Origin of the sequence: Actinomadura sp. NPDC048394 (assembly GCF_040651755.1) — a bacterium.
GTDB classification, from domain to species: Bacteria; Actinomycetota; Actinomycetes; order Streptosporangiales; family Streptosporangiaceae; genus Spirillospora; species Spirillospora montaniterrae.
Window position 1 is genome coordinate 71,427 of the sequence record NZ_JBEZJL010000008.1, and the last position, 21,435, is coordinate 92,861.

Here is a 21,435-nt window from a genome sequence, read left to right on the forward strand (position 1 = left end):
GCGTTGAACTGGGAGAAGCTAGGCCGAGGAGGAAGAACGTGGCTTCTCTCATCGACCGGATCATGAAGTTCGTCCGGGGACCGCAGGGGCAGAAGGCCCGGGCGAAGGCGGAGCAGTTCGCCCAGAGCCCCCAGGCGCAGAAGGCGCGGGCCAAGGCGGAGCAGTTCGCGCACGGCCCGCAGGGGCAGAAGGCCCGCGCCAAGGCCGAGCAGCTCGCCCGCAGCCCGCAGGCGCAGAAGGCGCGCGCGAAGGCGGAGCGGTTCATCAACGACCCGCGCAACCAGGAGAAGGCCCGCAACCTTCTCTCGCGCCTGCGCGGCGGCCCGCGGCGCTGACCCGCCCAGGACGGCCCGCGGCGCTGACGCGCCCAGGACGGCCCGCCCCGAACCGGGGCGGGCCGTCCGGTGCGGGTCAGGTGTCGAGGTTGGCGAGGTAGGACTCGTTGCCCTGGGCGCCCGCCGCCGCGTCCGGCGGGACGATCTCCTCCAGCCGCGCGAAGACGGACGCGTCCAGCGCCAGGTCGCCGGCGGCGGCGTTGGCGCGGGCGTTCGCGGCCTTGCGGGTCCCCGGGATCGGCAGCGCGCCCCGCTCGACCAGCCAGGCCAGCACCAGCTGCGCCGTCGTGACGCCCTGCTCGGCGGCGAGCGTCGCCACCCGGTCCGCGAGGGAGACGTTCCGTTCCACGTTGCCGGCCTGAAAGCGGGGGTTGCCGCGCCGCCAGTCGCCCGCCTCCAGATCGTCGAACCCGCGGACCTGGCCGCCGAGGAGCCCGCGCCCGAGCGGGCTGTAGGCGACGAACGCGACGCCCAGCTCCGCGCACGCCGGGATCAGCTCCCTCTCGGGCGCCCGCTGGAACGGCGAGTACTCGGTCTGGAGCGCGGTCACGGGGTGGACGGCGTGCGCGCGGCGCAGCGTCCGCGCCGACACCTCCGACAGCCCGTACCCGCCGATCTTCCCGGCCCGGACGAGGTCGCCCAGCGCGCCGGCCGTCTCCTCGATCGGGGTCGTGGGGTCGAGCCGGTGCAGGTAGTACAGGTCGACGTGGTCGGTCCGGAGCCGCGCCAGGCTGGCGTCCAGGGCCTTCCGGACGTACTCGGGCCGCCCCATGCCGGGCACGAGGATCCCGTTCGCGTCCTGGTTCCCGCCGAACTTGGTCGCGAGGACGTACTCGTCCCGCCGCTTCTCCAGCATGCGGCCGATCAGGGTCTCGCTGGACCCGGCGCCGTAGATGTCCGCGGTGTCGACGAACGTGACACCGGCGTCCAGCGCGGCCAGGAGCGCGTCGGCGGCGGCGTCGCCCTCCTCGACGCCGCCGTACACCGGCGCCAGGGTCATGGCGCCGAACCCCACCGCCGACACCCGCGGGCCGCCCGTTCCAAGGGTGCGATAGCGCACTGGTGAGCCACCTCTCGTCTCTCAGGGATACGCCTTCACCCTGCCTCCGGTCCGCCGGGACGACCAGTGCCCGCCGATGGCTAGGACCCGGAGGGCTAGGCTCCGGGCACACTGGAGGCCATGGCGACACGCGAGATGGCGGACTTCCTGCGCTCCCGGCGCGACCGCATCAAACCCTCGTCCGTGGGCCTGCCCGACGGCGGGCGGCGCCGCGCCCCCGGCCTGCGCCGCGCGGAGGTGGCGCTGCTGGCCGGGATCAGCCCCGACTACTACATGCGGCTGGAGCAGGGCCGCGGCATCCGCCCCTCGCCGTCGGTGCTGGACGGCCTCGCCCGGGCGCTCGTCCTCAACGACGACGAGCGCGACCACCTCTACCGGCTGGCGCTGTCCCTGCCGTCGCCGCCCTCCGCCGGAGCGCACGCGGCTCCGGGCGGGGCGGCGGACGGCCCGGTCGACCCGTCGGTGCGACGGCTGCTCGACGCGATCGACCCCGTCGCGGCGTACGTGATCAACCCGCGGCTGGACGTGCTGGCCTGGAACCGGACGGCCGCCGCGCTCATGCCGCACCTGGCGGAGGCGCCCCCGGCGCGCCGCAACATGCTGCGGTACGCGCTCTGCGACCCGCGCGCCCGCACGTTCTACGTGGAGTGGGAGGAGGTGGCCCGGCACGGCATCGCGCAGCTGCGCACCGCCACCGGCCGCGACCCGGACGACCCGGCGACGCGGGCCCTGGTCCGCGAGCTGTCCCGGACCCCGCACTTCGGCACCTGGTGGGACCGGCAGGACGTGAAGGGTCCGGGGATGGGCCGCAAGGAGTACCGGCATCCGGTGGTCGGCCGGCTGTCCCTCGACTACATCGGCATGGTGTTGCCGGGGACGCCCGACCACCAGTTCGTCACGCTCACCGCCCCCGAGGAAGGTCCCACGCGGGCCGCGCTGGAGAGGCTCGCCGTCATGGCCCGCTCTTGAGCGGCGGCCTCCGACGCGTAAGTACGGCTAAGGCTTCCCGCAATGAAAAGTAACTGGATCTTTGCTCTGGGGTGCGGGACGTTGGCCGCATGCTCTCCCGCTTCGGTTCCGCTCACTTCCTCGCGCTGGCGGGCACCGTCGTGCTGTGGGCCTCGGCCTTCCCCGCCATCCGGGTCGGCATCGACGGCCTCGGCGTGGCGGCCCTATCGTTCCTGAGGATCGTGGTCGCGGCCATGGCGCTGTGCGCGGTGGCGCCGCTGGCGAAGGTGCGCGCGCCCCGGCGCCGCGACCTGCCGATGATCGCCCTGTGCGGGGCCACCGGCGTCACCGCCTACCAGGCGCTGCTCAACTGGGGCGAGGTCCGGGTGGAGGCCGGGACCGCGAGCCTGCTGATCGCGACCGCCCCCGTGTTCAGCGTCCTGCTGGGCAGCCTGGTCCTCAAGGAGCGGCTGACCCGCACCGTCGTCGTCGGCAGCGTCATCGCGCTCGCCGGCGCGGCCATGGTCGGCCTGGCCGAGGGCGCCGGCGGGTTCACCGTCTCGGCGCTCATCGTCCTGGCCGCCGCCGTCGTCCAAGGGACGTACCACTTCGCGACCAAGCCCCTGCTCCGCCGTTACACCGGGCTGGAGGTCGCCACTTACGCGATGGTCGCGGGAACCGTCTTCGCGCTGCCCCTGCTCCCCGCCGCGTGGCCCGCCGCCGTCCACGCACCGGCGGACGCGCTGGCCTCCGCCCTCTACCTGGGCCTGTTGCCGTCCGCGCTCGGCTTCGTGATCTGGGCCTACGCCGTCGCCCGCCTGCCGCTCGCGGCCTCCACGGCGGCCCTGTACCTGGTGCCGCCGGTGGCGCTGATCGTCTCCTTCGTCTGGCTCGGCGAGGTGCCCCACCCGATCGAGCTGGCGGGCGGTGCGGTCAGCGCGGCGGGCGTGATCCTCATCCACCGGAGCGGGGCGGCTCCGGACCCCGACGACGCCCCGGAAAGCGACGAGCCCGAGGCCGTCGGGACACACTTGGAGCCACCCCGATTCGAGCGATCCAAGTAAGGAGCCCGTCCGTGCTCGACGTACGCCGTCTGCGGATCCTCCAACACCTGGCCGCCTATGGCACCGTCGCCGCCACCGCCGAGGCCCTGCATCTGACGCCGCCCGCGGTCTCCCAACACCTCGCCGCCCTGCAGAAGGAAGCGGGCACGCCCGTGGTGGAGAAGGTCGGGCGCACGCTCCGGCTGACCGCGGCCGGAGAGCTGCTGGTGGCGCATGCGGAGATCATCCTGGCGGAGCTGGCGGCGGCCGAGTCGGGGCTGGCCGCCCTGCAGACCGGCCGGCAGGGCATCGTCCGGATCGCCGCCTTCCCCTCCGCCGCCCGCGCTCTCATCGCGCCCTTGTGGCGGCGGCTGGCCGACGCGGACGCCTCGCAGGCCCCTTCGCTGCGGCTGTCCGTCGTGGAGCCCGACGAAGCCCTCGACCAGCTGCGCAAACGCTCCACCGACCTCGCTCTGGTGCACAGCTACACCGTGCTGCCGCGCGACTTCCCCGCCGCGTGCGAGCAGGCCGTCCTGATGGAGGAGCCGGTGCTGCTCGCCCTGCACCCCGCCCAGGCCGACGCGCTGCACCTGACCGCCGGGCAGCCCGCGGACCTCTCGCTTCTGGCGGACGTGCCGTGGCTGGCGCCCGGGCCGGAGACGTCCTGCCACGAGATGATCCAGCGAGCCTGCGGCACCGCCGGATTCGTCCCGGACATCCGTGCCTGCGGCAGCGATTTCGCCGTGCTGACCGCCCTGGTCGCGGCGGGCGCGGGCGCCGCGCTGGTCCCCCGCATGGCGTTGCCGGAGACGACCGGCGCCGTCAGCCTCCATCCCCTGGCCCAGCCCGTCTCCCGGACGATCTACACCGTCAGCCGGGCGGGCACCGGCAAGCGCCCCGACCTGCGGCGCGTGCTGGAACTGCTCCACGACACGGCCGCCGGCGCGCCCCGCGGCTGACCTCGGGCCGGCCGCCGGGTCAGCGCGGGTCGCCGGCGTCGGACGGGTCGGTGGTGTCGGCGGCGTGGGCGGGGTCGGCGGCGTGGGCGGTCAGGCGGTCCAGGAGGGCGGGGAGTTCGGCGAGGAGGTCCTGTTCGGCCGGGGTGAGGGCGGCGGCGATGGCGGTGGCGAGCCGGTCGCGGCGGGCGCGGCGGTCGCGGTCGAGGGCGGCGCGGCCCTCGGGCGTGATCGCGATGACGCGGCCCCGGCCGTCGTGCGGGTCGTGGCGCCGGTGGACGTAGCCGAGGTCTTCGAGGTCCTTGACCGTCCGGCTCTGGCTCTGGTGCCGGACGCGGCGCCGCTGCGCGAGCGAGGCGATGCTCGCCTCGCCGTCGCGGTCGAGGAGGCCGAGCGTCTGCGCGATCGGCGGGGCGAGCGCGTCGGCCCGCGACCGGGTGGTGCGGACGAGCGCGCCGATGGACGTGCGCAGCCGCTCGGCGAGGTGCTCGTGGTCCGGCATGGCGGCCTCCGGCCTCCGGGGGATGCGGCGTCCCGGCCAGTCTATACAGCAAAGGTGTACAGTTGAAGCTGTACACCTTTGCTGTATGAGTTCGCCGGGCAGCTGATGTTCGCCGAGCGATTGATGGAAGGAAGGCCGCCGATGCAGCTGACCAAGCACGCCCACGCCTGCGTCGTCCTGGAGAAGGACGGCACCACGATCGTCATCGACCCGGGGACGTTCACCCCGGACGCGGAGGCCGCCGTCGCCGTCGCGGACGCCGTCCTGATCACCCACGAGCACTTCGACCACTTCGACGACGCCCTGCTCGGCGCCGCCCTCGACAAGCGTCCCGACCTGCACGTCTACGGTCCCGCCTCGGTGCTCGGGAAGCTGGGCGAGCACGGCGGGCGGGTACGGGCCGTCGCGTCCGGCGACGCGCTGCACATCGGGGAGTTCGCGGTGACCGTGCACGGCGAGCGGCACGCGGTGATCCACCCCGACATCCCGATCGTCGACAACACCGGCTACCTGATCGACGGCCGGGTCTACCACCCGGGCGACGCCTACCACGTCCCCGACGTCCCGGTCGACACGCTGCTGCTGCCGACCAGCGGGCCGTGGACGAAGGTCGGCGAGGCCGTCGACTTCGTCCGGGGCGTCCGGCCGGCGCACCTGCTGCAGATCCACGAGCTGATGCTCAGCGAGCTGGGGCAGAACTCGGTCGCCGCGATGCTGAACGGCCTGACCGGCCTGGAGATGGCGCTCCTCGCGCCGGGGGACGCCCGCGAACTCTGAACCGGCGGGGGATGTCGGCGCCCTCCACTACGGTGTCCGGGCATGATCAAAAAGAGCCCCCCGCCGCCCGGCGAGGACGTCCTGGAGGTCCCGCGGTCCTGGAAGCGGCACCTGCATCCCCGGCGCGGCGGCCACCCCGGGCCGAAGACCGAGATCTCCAGGACGCCCGAGGCGGAGGTCGTCGCCCCCTACGCGGCCGGGATCGAGACGGCGCTGAGCCACGCCAAGACCGACCCGGCCCTCGCGGCGGCGGCACGGGAGCATCTCGCCGGCAAGCCGGATCCGCTGGGCGCGGCGGTGGTCGCGGTCGTCCCGGAGTCGGAGACCCATACGGGCGAGGCGACCGTCCGGTTCCTGGACGCCTGGATCACGACGTACGGGCTGCCGTTCGCCGTCCGGGCCTTCGTCGAGCGGGTCGGCGTTGCGTCCGGCAGCGCCTACGGCACCGCCAAGGGCGGTGTGGTCGCGCTGGACGCCCCGAGCTTCAACGAGTACCAGCTCGGGGATGCCGCCAAGCGGCTCCGGACGGTGCTGGCCGGCGCCGACGACGCCGCGTACCGCGAGGCCGTCGAGGTGCTCGCCGGGCTGCGCACGACGCCGATGCGCCGGATGGTCGCCGCCTACCTCGTCCCGACGGAGCTGGACTGGGTCGCCGAATGCTGTGCCCTCCCGGAGCACACGGTGCCGAGGGAGCTGCTGCTGCGGTCCCTGGGATCGGCCGAGCACCTGAAGATCCTGGGCGCCGCGGCGCGCATCTCGGTCTCCGACTGCTACTCGATCGCGAACCTCGTCACGCTGGCCGAGGGCGTGGGTCCTGCCATCGCGCCGTTCATGGCCGAGGCGTTCGACCACCACCACGACAGCGCGCCGCGCCGCAAGGGGCTGCTGGAGGCGCTGGGCCGGCTGCCGAGCGACGAGGCGTTCCGGCTCATGCTGGCGCGCTGCGGGAACACGCACATGCGCGCCGCGCTGCGCGACACGATGCGGCGGTTCCCGGCGCGCGCGGTCCGCGTCTTGGCGACGGCGGCGGCCGCGGGCGACGCCACGGCCGGGGAACTGCTGGCCGACCATCTGCGCAGCGGCGCCGTGCCCGCCCCGCCGGATCTCCCGGCGGAGGCCCGCGCGGTCGTGGAGAAGCTGACCGCGGCGGACGGCCGGGTCCCCGAGGCCTCGGCCGACGAGCTGCCCCGCCTCCTGATCGATCCGCCGTGGGCCCGCACGCAGCCGAAACGCAAGCCGGTGGTCGTGAAGGGCCTCGCCGTCCCCGAGCGGCGGGACGTCGTGTGGGAGCCCGGCGAACGCGACGCCTGGCTGGCCACGCCGATCGCCGACCCCGGCGGGGGCGGCGTGACGATCCACGCCGTCCGGCCGACGGCCGCGGTGGACCCGACCTGGGAGAAGCGGATCGCGAACATCCGCGCGGGCGTGGCGCTGCACCCGGTCGAGCGGGAGCTGTACTGGCAGGGCGCGATGCTGGCGAAGGGGCCGGAGGAGCTGGTCCGTCCGGCGCTGCGCGAGTGGCGGCCCGGCGACTGGAACCAGCGTGGGCTCGGCACGCGCAACGCGTGGAGCCCGGACCACTGGCTCCGGCCGATCATCGCCCGCTTCGGCCTCGACGCGCTCCCGGTCGCGCTGAGCTTCGCCCGCGCCCGCCCGGCGCGCGGCGCCGAGCTGCTGCTGCCGTTCCTGGACGCCGAGGTCGCCGAGGCGATGGCCGGCTGGCTGCTGCGCGTCGCCGGGGCCCGGGAGCCGGCGGCCGCCTGGTTCGCCCGGCACGGCCGGGCGGCGCTGCCCTACCTGCTCCCCGCGGCCCTCGGCAAGGCCGGGCGGGCGCGCACCGCCGCCGAGTACGCGCTCCACTTCGTCGCGGGCGGCGAGGGCGAGGACGCGGTGGTCGACGCCGCGCGCCCGCACGGCGAGCAGGCCGTCGCCGCCGTGAAGTCGGTACTGTCCGGCGACCCGGAGGACCTGGTTCCCCGGAAGAAGGCCCCGGAGTCCACCGTGAACGCCGAGGCGCTTCCCCAGGTGCTGCTGCGGGGCGGCGAGCGGGCGCTGCCCGTCCCGGCCGTCCGGCACCTGCTCACCCTGCTGGCGATGTCCGCGTCGGACGAGGCGGAGCCCGGGCTCGACGGCGTCCTGGACGCGTGCGACGAGCGGTCGCTCGCCGCGTTCGGCTGGGCGCTGTTCCGCGGCTGGCGGGAGGACGGCGCGGCGCCGAAGGACGCGTGGCGCTTCACCGTCCTCGGACGGCTCGGCGACGACGAGGTCGTGCGCGAGCTGGTGCCCCTGATCCGCGCCTGGCCGGGGGAGGGCGGCCACCATCACGCGGTGCGCGGGCTCGACGTCCTCGCCCGGATCGGGACGGACCTCGCCCTGCGCGAGCTCCACGCCATCTCCCAGAAGGCCCGGTACAAGGGCCTCAAGCAGCGCGCGCAGGAGAAGATCGAGGAGATCGCGGCTGCTCGCGGCCTCACCCCCGAGCAGCTCGGCGACCGGCTGGTCCCCGACTTCGGCCTGGACGCAGCAGGCACGCTCGTCCTCGACTACGGGCCGCGGCGGTTCACCGCCGGCTTCGACGAGACGCTGCGCCCCTACGTCCTCGACGAGAACGGCGGATGGCGGGCGGACCCGCCCAAGCCCGGTGTGCGGGACGACCCCGCACTTGCCCCCGCAGCGCACCGGCGGTACATGGACCTGAAGAAGGACGTCCGCGCGATCGCGGGCCTCCAGCTCCGGCGCCTGGAACTGGCGATGACGACGGGCCGCCGGTGGACGCCGGACGAGTTCACCGCGTTCTTCGTGCGGCATCCGCTGGTGTGGCATATCGCCCGGCGCCTGGTCTGGCTCGCGGAGCACGGCGGCACGGCGACCGCGTTCCGGCTCGCCGAGGACCGCACCTGCGCGGACGTCACCGACACCGCCGTCGCGCTGCCGGACGGTGCCGCCATCGGCATCGCCCATCCGCTGCACCTCGGGGACGCGCTCGACGACTGGTCCGGAGTCTTCGCCGACTACGAGATCACGCAGCCGTTCCCGCAGCTCGGACGGGTCGTGCACGCCCTCACCGAGGAGGAGAGGGCCGGCGGGCGGCTGGCGCGGTTCGAGAACGCGACCGTCCCGTTCGGCAACGTGCTCGGGCTGGAGCGGCGCGGCTGGCACCGGGGCCCGGTCAACTCCGACGGCGGGATCGACTGCATGGTCCGCCCGGTCGCGGACCGGCGGTACGTCGTCGTCACGCTGGCGACGGGCCTGTACGCGGGCGACGTGCGCGCTTCGGGGGACCAGACGTTCGAGGCGGTCTGGATCGGCGCCGACCCGGCTCCCGAGCACTTCTCCCATCTCGGCCTCGAAGGCGGGCCGTACCGCTTCGGCGAGCTGGACCCGGTGACCGCCTCCGAGGTGATCGCCGACCTCGAGGAGGCGACCTCGCGCTGATCCCCGGCGGGTCGGGCGGCGCGCTTGTTGCGTGCTGGACGTAACTGCGACTCATTTGCAATAGTGGCGGCATGGCCGACTACACGCTGCCCGACCTGCCGTACGACTACGCCGCGCTGGAGCCCGCGATCACCGGGGAGATCCTCGAACTGCACCACTCCAAGCACCACGCCGCCTACGTCAAGGGCGCCAACGACACGCTGGAGAGACTCGCCGAGGCGCGCGACAAGGAGCAGTTCGGGGGGCTGGTCGGCCTGGAGAAGACGTTCGCGTTCAACCTGTCCGGGCACGTCCTGCACTCGATCTTCTGGGACAACCTGTCGCCGGACGGCGGCGACCGCCCGGACGGCGAGCTGGCCGCCGCGATCGGCGAGCACTTCGGGACGTTCGAGGCGTTCCAGAAGCAGCTGACGGCCGCGACGTCCACCGTCCAGGGGTCCGGGTGGGGCGTGCTCGCGTGGGAGCCGCTCGGCGAGCGCCTCGTCGTCGAGCAGGTCTACGACCACCACGGGAACGTGGGCATGAACACCACGCCGCTGCTGGTGTTCGACGCGTGGGAGCACGCGTACTACCTGCAGTACCGCAACGTGCGTCCGGACTACGTCGAGAAGCTCTGGTCGCTCGTGAACTGGACGGACGTCAAGGCCCGCTTCGACAGGGCCCGCTTCGACAAGGCCCGCTTCGACAAGGCCCGCACGGCGTAGGGCCCGCGCGGCGTAGGCGCCGCGGGCGCCGGGGACCACGGCGCTCTCCAGGCCGGGATCGTGCTCAGAACCCTTTCCTTGCGGCCTGGAGGGCGCCGTGCCGCGTGTTACCAGCGGGTACATAGACTGGCGCGCGTGATGAGCGACTACCCGCACCAGGTGAGCGTGCCGACGCGCTGGAAGGACAACGACGTCTACGGCCACGTCAACAACGCCGTGCACTACTCGCTGATGGACACCGCCATCAACGAGTGGATGATCGGCAAGGCGGGGTTCGCGCCGCTGGACGCGCCGTCGATCGCGCTGTGCGTGGAGTCGCACTGCCAGTACAAGGCCGAGGTGTCGTTCCCGGACACGATCCGGCTCGGCCTGCGGATCGGCAAGCTCGGCACCTCCAGCGTCCGCTGGGAGATCGGCATGTACCGGGCGTCCGACGACGCGCTCATCGCCGAGGGCCACTTCGTCCACGTCTTCGTCGACCGCGAGACCCGCCGCCCGGTGCCGATCGCCGAGCCGATGCGCACCGAGATGTCCAAGCTGGTCGTCACCCCCGGTTGAGCAGCGAATGCCGGCGGCTGTAGGCGAAGTAGATGACGCAGCCGACCAGGAACCACACCGCGAACCGCACCCACGTCTGCCATTCCAGGAACGTGATGAGCCAGACCGAGAACACGATCCCGACGGCCGGGACGACCGGCATCCCCGGCGTCCGGAACTCCCGCGGCAGCTCGGGACGCCGGTAGCGCAGCACGATCACCGCGACGCACACCACGATGAACGCCAGCAGGATCCCGATGTTGGTGAGCTCCGCCGCCTCCGCGATCGGCAGGAACCCCGCGATCACCGCGGACGCGGCGCCGAGGATCCAGGTGATCCGCGTCGGCACGTGCCGCACCGGGTGCGTCCGGGCGAACCAGCCGGGCAGCAGCCCGTCCCGGCTCATCGAGAACCACACCCGCGTCGCGCCCATCATGAACGTGAACAGCACCGTCAGGACGCCGAGGATCGCGCCGACCGCGATGATGATCCCGACGGTGTTCAGGCCCACCGACTTGAACGCCGAGGAGAACGCCGCGTCCGGGTTGATGCTCCGGTAGTCGACCATCCCGGTCAGCACCAGGCAGGCCGCGACGTACAGCATCATCGAGATCGCCAGCGAGTAGATGATCGCCTTCGGCATGTGCTTGCGCGCCTCCTGCGACTCCTCCGCCGCGGTGCTCATCGCGTCGTAGCCGAACACGGCGAAGAACACCGTCGCGGCCCCGGTGAACGCGCCGGACAGGCCGAACGGGAAGAACGGCGAGTAGTTCCCGCTCCGGATCTTGAAGACGCCGACCACGATCACCAGCAGGACGATCCCGACCTTCAGGTACACCAGTGCGGTCTCGAACCGCGCCGCGTTCCGCATCCCGAGGTTCAGCACCCACGCGATCAGCAGGCACAGCAGCGCCGCGAACAGGTTGACCTTGTAGCTGCCGTCCGCCACGCCCTTAGGCTCGGTGCCCGGCGCCCCGCTCATCCACAGCGGCAGGTGGACGTGCATGAAGCCGAGCAGGTCGTCGAAGTAGCCGGATATCCCGATCGCGACCACCGCCACGATCGCGGTGTACTCCAGCAGCAGGTCCCAGCCAATAGCCCACCCGGTGAACTCGCCGAGCACCGCGTACCCGTACGTGTACGCCGACCCCGCCTTGGGGATCAGCCCGGCGAACTCCGCGTACGAGAACGCCGCCGCCGCGCTCGCCACCCCCGCGACCAGGAACGAGATCAGCACCGCCGGCCCGGCCTTCTCGTTGGCGACCGCCCCGGCCAGCGAGAAGATCCCCGCGCCGATGATGCCGCCGACCCCGATCGCGGTCAGCTGCCACAGCCCGAGCGTCCGGGTGAGGCCCGCACCCCCCGACTCGTCCTCGATCTGCTCGATCGGCTTCCGCCGGACCATCCCGTCCAGGACCGAAGGCATGCAGCCACCTCCCAGGCACCGTCGCCACGGAAGATCATGTGCCCACCCCGCGCCCCCCAAACCCGCTGCCGTTCTCGGCGGAGGCGGTGTCGTAGGTGTGCTGGGCGGTGATGATCTCGGCGGCGTGGTCGCGGATCCAGCCGGTCAGGCCGCGGAGGGGGACGGTGATGCCGCGGCCGAGCGGGGTCAGGGCGTAGGTGACCGAGGGCGGGACGGTCGGCTCCACCGTGCGCAGGACGAGGCCGTCGCGGACGAGGGTGCGCAGGGTCTGCGACAGCATCTTCTCGCTGACGCCCTCGATGCGGTCGCGGAGCTCGTAGAAGCGCAGGTCGGAGGAGTCCAGCGCGGTGAGGACGAGGATGCCCCACCGGCGGGTCACGTGGTCGAGGACGACGCGGGCGGGGCAGTCGCGGCGGAAGACGTCGTCCATCAGGGCACCAACTCTCGCGGCATGGGCTTACCTATAGGTACGTACTTTCGAAAGGTTAGCCCTGTCTCCTAGCGTGGCCGGCATGGAACCAGTCGCGCTCGTGACCGGTGGGGGCCGTGGCATCGGCGCCGCCACCGCAAGGAGACTCGCCCGCCGCGGATACCGCGTGGTCGTCAACTACCTCCGCGACGAGGCGTCGGCGGAGGCCGTCGCCGCGGAGACCGGCGGGACGGCGATACGCGCGGACGTCCGCGACCCGGCGGAGGTGGCGGCGCTCGCGGCGGCGTGCGGGCCGGTCACGGCGCTGGTGTGCAACGCGAACATCGACCCGTCGTTCGGGCCGGTGCGGTCGCTGCCGTGGGAGGCGTTCATCGGGAAGGTGGAGGGCGAGCTCGCCGCCGCGTACCACGTGACCCAGGCCGTGCTGCCGGACATGCCGGCGCACGGACGGATCGTCTACGTGTCGAGCCTGAGCGCCGACCTCACGCGGCCGATGACCGGCGCGCACACGACGGCGAAGGCGGCGCTGGACGCGTTCGCGCGGCATGTGGCGGCGGAGGCGAGCCCGGTGGCGGTCAACGTGGTCGCGCCGGCCGCGGTGCGCACCGAGGGGTCGTCGGCCGCGCGGACGCCGGAGATCGAGGAGGCCCTCGCCGGACGGTCGGTGCTGGGGCGGATGGTGGAGCCGGACGACGTGGCGGCGGTGATCGCCGCGGTGGTGGACGGGTCGCTGCCCGCGGTGGCGGGCGCGCGCATCCCGGTCGACGCGGGGTTCCGGGTGCTCGCCGCGCCGTGAGCGGGCGCCGTGAGCGGGGCCGTGAGCGGGCGGCGGGCGCGGGGCCGTGAGCGGGCGGCGGGCGCGGTGGTCAGGGCTGGAGTTCGCTGGTGAGGAGGCGGGCGAAGTCGGTCTCGAAGCGTTCGTAGCCGGTGCGGAGGGCGTCGCCGGGCCAGCCGGGCGGGAGGAGTTCCGGCGGCAGGATCGGGTCGTGGAGCAGGTGGCGGAGCGCGGCGGCGGCGAGGGTGAAGCGCTCGGCGATGGTGCCGGCGCCGGTGAGGGACGCGCGGAGCGCCTCGGCGGTGGCGGCCCAGCCGTCGAGGTCCCAGAGCGTCCGGGCGAGGACGGCGGGGTCCTGCTCGGGGCGGCCTTCGAGGAAGGTGCACTGGCGGACGACGGTCTCGGTGCGGGGCCGGTCGAGGTTGGCGGGGCGCAGCCAGGTGCCCTCGCGCAGCTCGGCGAGCCGCAGCGCGGACATGGCCTGGCGGAGGGCGGCGCGGTCGGCGGCGGGGCGGCGCTCGGCGGTGATGACGGCGATCTCCCAGGTGCCGTCCCAGGGGCGGGTGCGGGGGCGGCGGCTCTCGTCCTGGCGGGCCTGGCGCCGCAGGAGCCGGTCGGTGAGGGCGTACTTCCCGTCGGTCTGGACGAGGTCGCCGGAGGTGACCATGCGGGAGAGCGCGACGCGGATCGTGCCCTCGGCGATGCCGAACAGGTCGCCGACGCGGACGAGGTGGCGGGCGGCGAGGCGGGGCGGGTGGACGCCCAGCAGGGTGCTCAGCACGACCGAGCGCGCGGTGAGGGGGCGGATCTGGAGCGTGTCCATGGCTGCTGCGGACTTTATCCGGTGCGGGCCCGGCGGGGCGCGCCGTCCGGGTGCGGACACCGGTGAGATTACAGTCTTCCATCACGTGACAAAGAAGCGTAATGTCCGGGGCATGGCCTCTTACCTGACCGAGCCGTTCGACCGGCTCCCGTTCGGCGGCGCGGACAAGGCCCGCCGGTACGCGACGGAGCGCTACCAGGGGGCGGCGGGCCTCAACTGGTACGACTGCGACCCGACGCTGCGCTTCCTGATGCGGCGCCACCTCGGCGACGGCTTCGGCTGGGCGGAGCCGCGGCTGCGCGAGCTGGGCGCGCTCATGGGCGGCCCGGTGAACGCGTGGGCCGAGGAGACCGACCGGAACCCGCCGCGGCTGGAGAAGTACGACCGGTGGGGCCGCGACATCAGCGAGGTCGTGATGCCGGGCTCGTTCGAGGCGTCCCGGCGGGAGCTGGTGGCGACGTCGTTCACCCGGCCGGACTTCATCGCCGAGGCGAAGGCGAACGGCGTGGACCCGGCGCCGCTCGGCGTCGCCTGGAGCTACCTGCTCGACCAGGCCGACATCGGCATGGCGTGCGCGCTCGGCACGGGCGGCGACATGGTCGTCGGGCTCACCGAGCTGTTCGCGCCGGACGAGGTGAAGGAGCGCGTCCGGGAGATCTTCGCGGCGGGCGCGTTCTCCGGCGAGGCCGCGCAGATGCTCACCGAGCGGTCGGGCGGCTCCGACCTCGGGGCGCTGGAGTCGACGGCGACGCGGGACGGCGACGCGTGGCGGCTCAACGGGTTCAAGTGGTTCGCGTCGAACGCGAACGGGTCGGCGTTCGTCGTCCTCGCCAAGCCGGAGGGCGCGGTGGACGGGGTGCGCGGCATCGCGCCGTTCCTGGTGCTGCGTGAGCGGCGGGACGGGGCGCGCAACGGGGTGCGGATCCGCCGGCTGAAGGACAAGCTCGGCACCCGGTCGGTGGCGTCCGCGGAGATCGAGTTCACCGACGCGGAGGCGTTCCTGCTGGCCCCGGCGTCGAGCGCGGGCGAGGGCGGGGACGGCAAGGGCCTCGCGCGGATGATGGAGCTGACGAACGGCGCGCGGCTCGGCATCTCGATGATGGGGCTCGGCTGCGCGCGCCGGTCGCTGGTGGAGTCGCTCTGCTACACGCGGGCGCGCGAGGCGTTCGGGGCGGCGCTGGACGAGCAGCCGCTGATGCGCCGCAAGCTCGCCGAGATGATCGTCGAGACGGAGGCCGTCCAGGCGCTGGTGTTCGACGGGTACCTCGGCAAGCCCCGGCTGCGGATCGGCGCCGCGCTCATCAAGCTGCGCGCCGCGCGGCTCGGCGTGACGGCGGCGAGCGACGCGATCGAGATCCACGGCGGCAACGGGTACATCGAGCAGTGGCCGGTCGCCCGCATCCTGCGGGACGCGCAGGTCAACCCGATCTGGGAGGGCGGCGACAACATCCTGTGCCTGGACGTCCGCCGTGCCATCGAACGCAACGACGCGCACGAGCCGTTCCTCGACCGGCTCACCGAGGCCGTCGCGAACGCGCCCGGCGGCGACGATGCCACCGCCGACCTCGTGTCCGCGCGGATCGGGCACGTCCGCGAGGCGATCGGGAAGTGGCGCGGCCTCGACCGCAGCACCGCCGAGGCGCGCCTGTACCCGCTCGCCCAGTACATGGCCGACGTCTATGCGGCGGCGCTGCTGCTGGAGCAGGCCAGCTGGGAACGCGCCGACTCGGGCGCCGACCGCAAGGCGCTCGTCGCGCGCCTCTATGCTCGCAGGCACCTCGCCGACGCGGGCCCGCTGCGGGCGATCGACGCGCCGGCCGAGGACCTCGACCGCTTCAAGGACCTCGCGGACGGCGCGTTCGTCCACGTGGGGGAGTGAGATGCCGGTAAGGACCGAGCGCCGCGGGCCCGTCACGACCGTGATCATGTCCCGTCCGGAGGCGCGCAACGCCGTGGACGGGACGACCGCGGACGAGCTCGCGGCGGCGTTCCGCGCCTTCGACGCCGACCCGGACGCGAGCGTCGCCGTCCTGTGGGGCGAGGGCGGGACGTTCTGCGCGGGCGCCGACCTGAAGTCGATCGGCACCGAGCGGAGCCCGCGGGTGGACGCGCCGCCCGCCGACGGCCCGCTCGGCTGCACCCGGATGCGGCTGTCGAAGCCGGTGATCGCGGCCGTCGCGGGGCACGCGGTCGCGGGCGGCATGGAGCTGGCGCTCTGGTGCGACCTGCGGGTCGTCGAGGAGGACGCGACGTTCGGCGTGTACTGCCGCCGCTGGGGCGTCCCGCTGGTGGACGGCGGGACGTTCCGGCTGCCGCGCCTCATCGGGACGAGCCGCGCCATGGACCTGATCCTCACGGGCCGTCCGGTCGGCGCGCGGGAGGCGTTCGACATCGGCCTCGCGAACCGGCTCGTCTCGCCGGGGACGTCCCGGGAGGCGGCGGAGGAGCTGGCGGCGGACCTCGCCCGGTTCCCGCAGGCGTGCCTGCGCAACGACCGCATGTCCGTGCTGGACGCCGAGGGCCTGCCGGAGGACGAGGCGCTCGCCGTCGAGTACCGCCACGGCCTAGGCTCCCTGCAAGACGCCCTCGAAGGCGCCGGAAGATTCACCGCCGGCCAAGGCCGCCACGGAGACTTCACTGACCTGGGCTAATGGCGCCCGCGAGTAACCCAGCACTTACGGTCACGCCCACGGCGTTCTAAGCTCGACTTCCAACCACCCGAGCGTTGCGATCGCGAGCGAAGCCGGATTCGAGCTTGCGAGAATCCGATCGCGCAGCGAGCCCCTGGGCGAGCCGGAGCGATGCAGCGATCGCCGCAGCGCCCGTTGAAGGGAGGGCGTTCAACGCCCGACCGCCGAGGGCGGTGCAATAAAAGGAGCCGGAACACATGACCTTGACGGTGGACGAGGCGGGCCGGGCGCTCGCGGATCCGAAGGCGTACGCCGACGACGCGCGGCTGCACGAGGCGCTCGCGCTGCTGCGGCGCGAGTCGCCGGTGCGGTGGGTGGAGGCGCCGGACTACACGCCCTTCTGGGCGATCACGAAGCACGCGGACGTGCTGGAGATCGAGCGGAACCACGAGATCTTCCTGAACGCGCCCCGGCCGCTGCTCGGCACCGCCGAGTTCGACGAGCTGAACCGGCAGCGCGCCGAGCAGGGCATCGCGCTGCGCACGCTGATCCACATGGACGACCCCGACCACCGGGTCATCCGGGCGATCGGCGCGGACTGGTTCCGGCCGCGCGCGATGCGGGCGCTGGAGCCGCGGGTGAAGGAGCTGGCGAAGCGGTACGTCGACCGGATGGTGGAGTTCGGCGGCGAGTGCGACTTCGCGCGGCAGGTCGCGGTGCACTTCCCGCTGTACGTCATCCTGTCGCTGCTCGGCCTGCCGGAGAGCGACTTCGACCGGATGCTGAAGCTGACGCAGGAGCTGTTCGGCGGCGACGACGACGAGCTGCAGCGCGGCCAGTCGAACGAGGAGAAGCTGCAGGTCCTGCTGGACTTCTTCGCGTACTTCCAGGGGCTGACGGAGGAGCGCCGCAAGCATCCGACCGACGACCTCGCGTCCGCCATCGCGAACGCGCGGATCGACGGCGAGCCGCTCAACGACTTCGACACCGCGTCGTACTACGTCATCATCGCGACGGCCGGGCACGACACGACCAGCGCGACGATCGCGGGCGGCCTGCAGGCCCTCATCGAGCACCCCGACCAGCGGAAACGGCTCACCGAGAACCCGGAGCTGATGCCGCTCGCGGTGGACGAGATGATCCGCTGGGTCACGCCGGTGAAGGAGTTCATGCGGACCGCGACCCGCGACTACGAGCTGCGCGGCACGACGATCCGCGAGGGCGACGCGGTGCTACTGTCCTACCCCTCCGCGAACCGCGACGAGGACGTGTTCGACGACCCGTTCGCGTTCGACGTGGGCCGCGACCCGAACAAGCACCTGGCGTTCGGGTTCGGCGTGCACTACTGCCTGGGCGCGGCGCTGGCCCGCATCGAGGTCCGCGCCTTCTTCGAGGAGCTGCTGCCGCGGCTCGGCTCGATCGAGCTCGCGGGCCCGGCGGAGAGCATCGCGACCACGTTCGTCGGCGGCCTGAAGCGGCTGCCCGTCCGCTACTCGCTGGCCTGAGAGGACGCCCTCGTGCAGATCGACGCCGCGGTGCTGCGCGCCGCAGACGCCCCCTACGCGATCGAGCGCGTGGAGCTCGCCGACCCCGGGCCGGGCGAGATCGTCGTCCGGATCGCGGGCGTCGGGATGTGCCACACCGACCTGCTCGGCCGGGTGCCGGGCGACCTGGTCGGCAAGCCGGTGATCCTCGGGCACGAGGGGTCCGGGGTGGTCGAGGCGGTGGGGCCGGGCGTCGCCGGCGTCACCCCGGGCGACCATGTGGTCATGTCGTTCGACTCGTGCGGGACGTGCGCGAACTGCCGGGACGCCAAGCCCGGCGCGTGCCCGCAGATGGCCGCGCTGAACATGATCGCGGTGCCGCTGGACGGCACGCCCCGCGCCCTCGACGCCGAAGGGAACGCGGTCGGCAACCGGTGGTTCGGGCAGTCGTCGTTCGCGTCGCACGCGCTCGGCACGGTGCAGAACGTGGTCCCGGTGACCAAGGACGTGCCGATCGAGAAGCTGGGCCCGCTCGGCTGCGGCGTGCAGACCGGCGCCGCGTCGGTGCTGATCTCGCTCGGCGTGCGGGCCGGCGACAGCCTCGCGGTGTTCGGCGCGGGCGCGGTCGGGCTCGCGGCGGTGATGGCGGCGAAGGTCGCGGGCGCCACCACGATCGTCGCGGTCGACCTGAACGACGCGCGCCTCGACCTGGCCCGCGAGCTCGGCGCCACCCACACGATCAACGGCGCCGACGACGACATCGCCGGGCGGATCCGGGCGCTGTCGGGCGGCGAGGGCGTCCAGTACTCCTTCGACACGACCGCCGTCCCGTCCGTGGTGTCGGCGGCCGTCGCGTCGCTGCGCACCACCGGCGTCTGCGGCCTCGTCGGCGTCGGGTCCGAGGAGTACCGGCTCGACCCGAACCTGCTGCTCATGGGCCGGACGGTCAAGGGCATCATCGAGGGCGACGCCGTCCCGCACACCTTCATCCCGATGATGATCGACCTGTGGCGCAAGGGCGTGTTCCCCTTCGACCGCCTCATCGAGACCTACCCGCTCGACCAGATCAACCAGGCGGAGGCGGACACGACGTCCGGCAAGGTCGTCAAGCCCGTCCTGATCCCCTAGACATCCCCTAGACGGCGCGGTATCCCCTAGACGACGCGGTGGAGGAGGTCGCGGCCGGAGGCGAGGCGGCGGCAGTTCTCCGCCGCGACCTCGAAGTACCGGTCCCACGTCTCGCCGGTCAGCCACGCGACGTGCGGCATCACGGCGACGTTGCCGAGCGCGAGCAGCGGGTTCCCCGGATCGACCGGCTCGCGCTCGAACACGTCCAGGCCGGCGCCGCCGAGATGTCCGGACGCCAGTGCCGCGACCAGCGCGGACTCGTCGATCACCGCGCCGCGCGCCGTGTTCACCACGACGGCGCCGGGCGGCAGCAGCGCGAGCCGCTCGGCGTTGAGGAGGTGGTGCGTCTCGTCGGTCAGCGGGATGTGCACCGACAGCACGTCGCTCGCCCGCAGCAGGTCGTCCAGCTCCCGCCAGGACGGGTCGTCGCGGCGCGGCCGCCGCGAGGTGTACAGGACGCGGGCGCCGACCGCCTCCAGCATCCCGCGCAGCAGCCCCGCGATCTCGCCGCCGCCGAGCAGCCCGACGGTCCGGCCCTTCAGCTCGCCGCCGACCAGCGACCGGGCGGCGGGCCAGCCCTCGCCGCGCCGCGTCCGCGCGTCGAACGCGACCAGCTTGCGCAGCGCCGCGAGCATCAGCAGCAGGCTCGTCTCCGCGACGGCCTGCGCGTTGCGGCCCGGCATGTTCGCGACCGCGATCCCGCGCTCGGCGGCGGCGTCCAGGTCGATCGTGTTCACCCCGGTGCCGAGCTTCTGGATCAGCTTCAGCTTCGGCGCCCGGTCCATGTCGGCGGCGGTCAGCGGGCGCAGCACATGCCAGATGACCTCGGTGTCCGGCAGCAGCTCGTGGAAGCGGGCGTCGTCCTGCTCGGAGCAGGAGACGATGTCCAGGCCGGGCTCGGTGTGGTCCATGTCGTAGTGCAGCAGCACCCGCATCCTGGTCCCTCTCGGTCGGTTCACGTTCGCCGAACCCAGTCGCCGCGACCGGTGTTCCGCGGGCTATCTTTCCGATCGTGACGCATACCGCGAGCCCCGGAGGGGCCGCCCCCGACGGACGCGCCGCCTCCGCGCTCCGCTTCCTCGCCGAGATCATCGCCTGGGTCGCCGCGCCCTGGGCCCTCGCGCCGCACTCGATCGTCCTCGCGGTGCTCGCCGACGTCGTCCTGATCGGCCTGCCGACCGTGTTCTCCACGCCCGGCGACAAGGCCCGCGTGATGGTCCCGGTGCCCGGCGCCGTGACGATCGGGCTGGTGCTCCTCCAGCTCGCCGCGGCCGTCGCCGCGTCCTGGGCCGCCTGGCCCGTGCCCGTCGCCATCGCGGTGACGGTGCTGTGCGCGGCGGTCGTCGTGTTCGAGCAGCCGCGCTGGCGGTGGTTGGTCCGCCGCGCCCCGGAAAGGGAACCGGTATGACGGCATCCTGGCTTCCCGACCTGCCGATCGTCCAGGCGCCGATGGCGGGCGGGCCGTCCACGCCGGAGCTCGCCGCGGCCGTGTCGGACGCGGGCGGGCTCGGGTTCCTCGGCGCCGGCTACAAGACGGCCGGCGCCATGCGCGCCGACATCGACCGGGCGCGCGCGCTGACGTCCCGCCCGTTCGGCGTGAACCTCTTCATGCCGTCGCACGACGACATCGACCCCGCCGCCGTCGCCGCGTACCGCGACGCGCTCGCGCCCGAGGCGCGGCGGCTCGGCGTCGACCCCGGCACCCCGGCGGCCCGCGACGACGCCTACGACGCCAAGATCGCCGACCTGCTGTCCGCCCCGCCCGCCGTCGTGAGCTTCACGTTCGGCTGCCCGGACGGCGCCGTCATCCGCGCCTTCCAGGAGCGCGGCGTCACCGTGGTCGTCACCGTGACGACCGCCGAGGAGGCCCGGCTCGCGTCGGCCGCCGACGCGCTGTGCGCGCAGGGCACCGAGGCGGGCGGGCACCGCGGCTCGTTCACCAACACCTTCGACGGCGCGCTCTCGCTCCGCGACCTGCTCCGCGACGTCCTCGCCATCACGGACCGTCCGGTCATCGCCGCAGGCGGCCTCGGCACCCCGGACGACGTCGCCGGGATCCTGTCGCTGGGTGCCGTCGCCGCCCAGCTCGGGACGGCCTTCCTGCGCTGCCCCGAGAGCGGCGCGAGCGCCCTGCACAAGGCTGCGCTCGCCGACCCCCGCTTCACGTCCACCGCGATGACCAGGGCGTTCAGCGGACGGCCCGCGCGCGGCCTGGTCAACCGGTTCCTCACCGAGCACTCCGCCGGCGCGCCCGCCGCCTACCCGGACGTCCACTACGTGACGTCGCCGCTCCGCAAGGCCGCCGCCGCGCAGGGCGACCCGGACATCGTCAACCTGTGGGCCGGCACCGCGTTCCGCGCCGCCGCCGAGAGCCCGGCCGCCGACCTGGTCGGGCACCTGGCGTCCCGCCTCTGAGCCGCGGCCGCGCTCGCCTTTCCCGGT

The 21,435-nt window shown here is 73.6% G+C and carries 21 protein-coding genes; 15 read left to right on the plus strand and 6 right to left on the minus strand.

The window, feature by feature from the left end; translation table 11 throughout:
* Positions 1-38: 38 nt before the first annotated feature.
* Complete coding sequence (locus tag AB0C78_RS07270; protein ID WP_360743037.1) at positions 39-335, plus strand: hypothetical protein; 297 nt, start codon at positions 39-41, stop codon at positions 333-335.
* Positions 336-411: 76 nt separating this feature from the next.
* Here AB0C78_RS07270 and AB0C78_RS07275 read toward each other — a convergent pair whose 3' ends face one another.
* Positions 412-1,395: an aldo/keto reductase gene (locus tag AB0C78_RS07275; RefSeq protein ID WP_360743040.1), complete on the minus strand. Its 984-nt coding sequence runs from the start codon at positions 1,393-1,395 to the stop codon at positions 412-414.
* Between the two features lie 120 nt (positions 1,396-1,515).
* On the opposite strand from AB0C78_RS07275, the gene AB0C78_RS07280 reads away from it, so the two are divergent.
* The 3 genes from AB0C78_RS07280 to AB0C78_RS07290 all read left to right on the plus strand — a co-directional run bounded on the left by AB0C78_RS07280 (position 1,516) and on the right by AB0C78_RS07290 (position 4,345).
* Entirely contained in the window at positions 1,516-2,364 is an 849-nt protein-coding gene (locus AB0C78_RS07280) for a helix-turn-helix transcriptional regulator (RefSeq protein WP_360743043.1), read from the plus strand.
* Positions 2,365-2,453: 89 nt separating this feature from the next.
* Complete coding sequence (locus AB0C78_RS07285) at positions 2,454-3,407, plus strand: EamA family transporter (protein WP_360743046.1); 954 nt, start codon at positions 2,454-2,456, stop codon at positions 3,405-3,407.
* A gap of 11 nt (positions 3,408-3,418) precedes the next feature.
* Positions 3,419-4,345 carry a LysR family transcriptional regulator gene (locus AB0C78_RS07290; protein ID WP_360743049.1) on the plus strand — a complete coding sequence of 309 codons (927 nt, stop codon included), beginning with the start codon at positions 3,419-3,421 and terminating at the stop codon, positions 4,343-4,345.
* A gap of 19 nt (positions 4,346-4,364) precedes the next feature.
* Here the strand turns inward: AB0C78_RS07290 and AB0C78_RS07295 are convergent, their stop codons facing one another.
* A complete protein-coding gene (locus AB0C78_RS07295; RefSeq protein ID WP_360743052.1) occupies positions 4,365-4,844 on the minus strand; it encodes a MarR family winged helix-turn-helix transcriptional regulator in 480 nt (159 codons plus the stop codon).
* Positions 4,845-4,985: 141 nt separating this feature from the next.
* Here AB0C78_RS07295 and AB0C78_RS07300 point away from each other — a divergent pair, with 141 nt between their 5' ends.
* From AB0C78_RS07300 to AB0C78_RS07315, 4 genes are all read left to right on the plus strand, one after another.
* Positions 4,986-5,621 carry an MBL fold metallo-hydrolase gene (locus AB0C78_RS07300; protein WP_360743055.1) on the plus strand — a complete coding sequence of 212 codons (636 nt, stop codon included), beginning with the start codon at positions 4,986-4,988 and terminating at the stop codon, positions 5,619-5,621.
* A gap of 42 nt (positions 5,622-5,663) precedes the next feature.
* Positions 5,664-9,056, plus strand: a complete 3,393-nt coding sequence (locus AB0C78_RS07305) for a DUF4132 domain-containing protein (protein WP_360743058.1) — start codon at positions 5,664-5,666, stop codon at positions 9,054-9,056.
* A gap of 71 nt (positions 9,057-9,127) precedes the next feature.
* Positions 9,128-9,760 carry a superoxide dismutase gene (locus AB0C78_RS07310; RefSeq protein ID WP_360743061.1) on the plus strand — a complete coding sequence of 211 codons (633 nt, stop codon included), beginning with the start codon at positions 9,128-9,130 and terminating at the stop codon, positions 9,758-9,760.
* Positions 9,761-9,898: 138 nt separating this feature from the next.
* Positions 9,899-10,318, plus strand: coding sequence for a thioesterase family protein (locus AB0C78_RS07315; RefSeq protein WP_360743064.1), 420 nt, complete (start codon positions 9,899-9,901; stop codon positions 10,316-10,318).
* Here the strand turns inward: AB0C78_RS07315 and AB0C78_RS07320 are convergent.
* Together AB0C78_RS07320 and AB0C78_RS07325 are read right to left on the minus strand one after the other, a co-directional pair.
* On the minus strand, positions 10,305-11,723 hold the full coding sequence (locus AB0C78_RS07320) for an amino acid permease (protein WP_360743067.1): 1,419 nt from the start codon (positions 11,721-11,723) through the stop codon (positions 10,305-10,307). The two genes, AB0C78_RS07315 and AB0C78_RS07320, sit on opposite strands and share 14 nt — an antisense overlap.
* 34 nt (positions 11,724-11,757) lie before the next feature.
* A complete protein-coding gene (locus AB0C78_RS07325; RefSeq protein ID WP_360743070.1) occupies positions 11,758-12,153 on the minus strand; it encodes a helix-turn-helix domain-containing protein in 396 nt (131 codons plus the stop codon).
* Between the two features lie 82 nt (positions 12,154-12,235).
* On the opposite strand from AB0C78_RS07325, the gene AB0C78_RS07330 reads away from it, so the two are divergent.
* A complete protein-coding gene (locus AB0C78_RS07330; RefSeq protein ID WP_360743073.1) occupies positions 12,236-12,949 on the plus strand; it encodes an SDR family oxidoreductase in 714 nt (237 codons plus the stop codon).
* 70 nt (positions 12,950-13,019) lie between these two features.
* Here AB0C78_RS07330 and AB0C78_RS07335 read toward each other — a convergent pair whose 3' ends face one another.
* A complete protein-coding gene (locus AB0C78_RS07335) occupies positions 13,020-13,751 on the minus strand; it encodes a PaaX family transcriptional regulator C-terminal domain-containing protein (protein WP_151540489.1) in 732 nt (243 codons plus the stop codon).
* Between the two features lie 112 nt (positions 13,752-13,863).
* Between AB0C78_RS07335 and AB0C78_RS07340 the strand changes: the two genes are divergently transcribed.
* The 4 genes from AB0C78_RS07340 (at position 13,864) to AB0C78_RS07355 (ending at position 18,993) form a co-directional block, all read left to right on the plus strand.
* A complete protein-coding gene (locus AB0C78_RS07340) occupies positions 13,864-15,630 on the plus strand; it encodes an acyl-CoA dehydrogenase family protein (protein ID WP_360743078.1) in 1,767 nt (588 codons plus the stop codon).
* Between the two features lies 1 nt (position 15,631).
* On the plus strand, positions 15,632-16,402 hold the full coding sequence (locus tag AB0C78_RS07345) for a crotonase/enoyl-CoA hydratase family protein (protein ID WP_360743081.1): 771 nt from the start codon (positions 15,632-15,634) through the stop codon (positions 16,400-16,402).
* A gap of 236 nt (positions 16,403-16,638) precedes the next feature.
* Positions 16,639-17,886, plus strand: a complete 1,248-nt coding sequence (locus AB0C78_RS07350) for a cytochrome P450 (RefSeq protein WP_360743084.1) — start codon at positions 16,639-16,641, stop codon at positions 17,884-17,886.
* A 12-nt stretch (positions 17,887-17,898) separates the two neighbouring features.
* A complete protein-coding gene (locus tag AB0C78_RS07355; RefSeq protein ID WP_360743087.1) occupies positions 17,899-18,993 on the plus strand; it encodes an NAD(P)-dependent alcohol dehydrogenase in 1,095 nt (364 codons plus the stop codon).
* 26 nt (positions 18,994-19,019) lie between these two features.
* On the opposite strand, the gene AB0C78_RS07360 is transcribed toward AB0C78_RS07355, so the two are convergent.
* Complete coding sequence (locus AB0C78_RS07360) at positions 19,020-19,952, minus strand: 2-hydroxyacid dehydrogenase (protein WP_360743090.1); 933 nt, start codon at positions 19,950-19,952, stop codon at positions 19,020-19,022.
* Positions 19,953-20,005: 53 nt separating this feature from the next.
* Between AB0C78_RS07360 and AB0C78_RS07365 the strand changes: the two genes are divergently transcribed.
* Both AB0C78_RS07365 and AB0C78_RS07370 read left to right on the plus strand, forming a co-directional pair.
* Complete coding sequence (locus tag AB0C78_RS07365; protein WP_360743093.1) at positions 20,006-20,401, plus strand: hypothetical protein; 396 nt, start codon at positions 20,006-20,008, stop codon at positions 20,399-20,401.
* Positions 20,398-21,408, plus strand: coding sequence for a nitronate monooxygenase (locus AB0C78_RS07370; protein ID WP_360743096.1), 1,011 nt, complete (start codon positions 20,398-20,400; stop codon positions 21,406-21,408). The genes AB0C78_RS07365 and AB0C78_RS07370 overlap by 4 nt, the downstream gene beginning before the upstream one ends.
* Positions 21,409-21,435: the final 27 nt, after the last annotated feature.

Bases quoted from the DNA above. Each gene is read 5' to 3' on its own strand.
- AB0C78_RS07370 (WP_360743096.1), top strand. From the start codon at position 20,398: ATGACGGCATCCTGGCTTCCCGACCTGCCGATCGTCCAGGCGCCGATG.
- AB0C78_RS07285 (WP_360743046.1), top strand. From the start codon at position 2,454: ATGCTCTCCCGCTTCGGTTCCGCTCACTTCCTCGCGCTGGCGGGCACC.
- AB0C78_RS07315 (WP_360743064.1), top strand. From the start codon at position 9,899: ATGAGCGACTACCCGCACCAGGTGAGCGTGCCGACGCGCTGGAAGGAC.
- AB0C78_RS07335 (WP_151540489.1), bottom strand. From the start codon at position 13,751: ATGGACACGCTCCAGATCCGCCCCCTCACCGCGCGCTCGGTCGTGCTG.
- AB0C78_RS07345 (WP_360743081.1), top strand. From the start codon at position 15,632: ATGCCGGTAAGGACCGAGCGCCGCGGGCCCGTCACGACCGTGATCATG.
- AB0C78_RS07325 (WP_360743070.1), bottom strand. From the start codon at position 12,153: ATGGACGACGTCTTCCGCCGCGACTGCCCCGCCCGCGTCGTCCTCGAC.
- AB0C78_RS07350 (WP_360743084.1), top strand. From the start codon at position 16,639: ATGACCTTGACGGTGGACGAGGCGGGCCGGGCGCTCGCGGATCCGAAG.
- AB0C78_RS07305 (WP_360743058.1), top strand. From the start codon at position 5,664: ATGATCAAAAAGAGCCCCCCGCCGCCCGGCGAGGACGTCCTGGAGGTC.
- AB0C78_RS07340 (WP_360743078.1), top strand. From the start codon at position 13,864: ATGGCCTCTTACCTGACCGAGCCGTTCGACCGGCTCCCGTTCGGCGGC.
- AB0C78_RS07310 (WP_360743061.1), top strand. From the start codon at position 9,128: ATGGCCGACTACACGCTGCCCGACCTGCCGTACGACTACGCCGCGCTG.
- AB0C78_RS07300 (WP_360743055.1), top strand. From the start codon at position 4,986: ATGCAGCTGACCAAGCACGCCCACGCCTGCGTCGTCCTGGAGAAGGAC.
- AB0C78_RS07295 (WP_360743052.1), bottom strand. From the start codon at position 4,844: ATGCCGGACCACGAGCACCTCGCCGAGCGGCTGCGCACGTCCATCGGC.
- AB0C78_RS07280 (WP_360743043.1), top strand. From the start codon at position 1,516: ATGGCGACACGCGAGATGGCGGACTTCCTGCGCTCCCGGCGCGACCGC.
- AB0C78_RS07330 (WP_360743073.1), top strand. From the start codon at position 12,236: ATGGAACCAGTCGCGCTCGTGACCGGTGGGGGCCGTGGCATCGGCGCC.
- AB0C78_RS07320 (WP_360743067.1), bottom strand. From the start codon at position 11,723: ATGCCTTCGGTCCTGGACGGGATGGTCCGGCGGAAGCCGATCGAGCAG.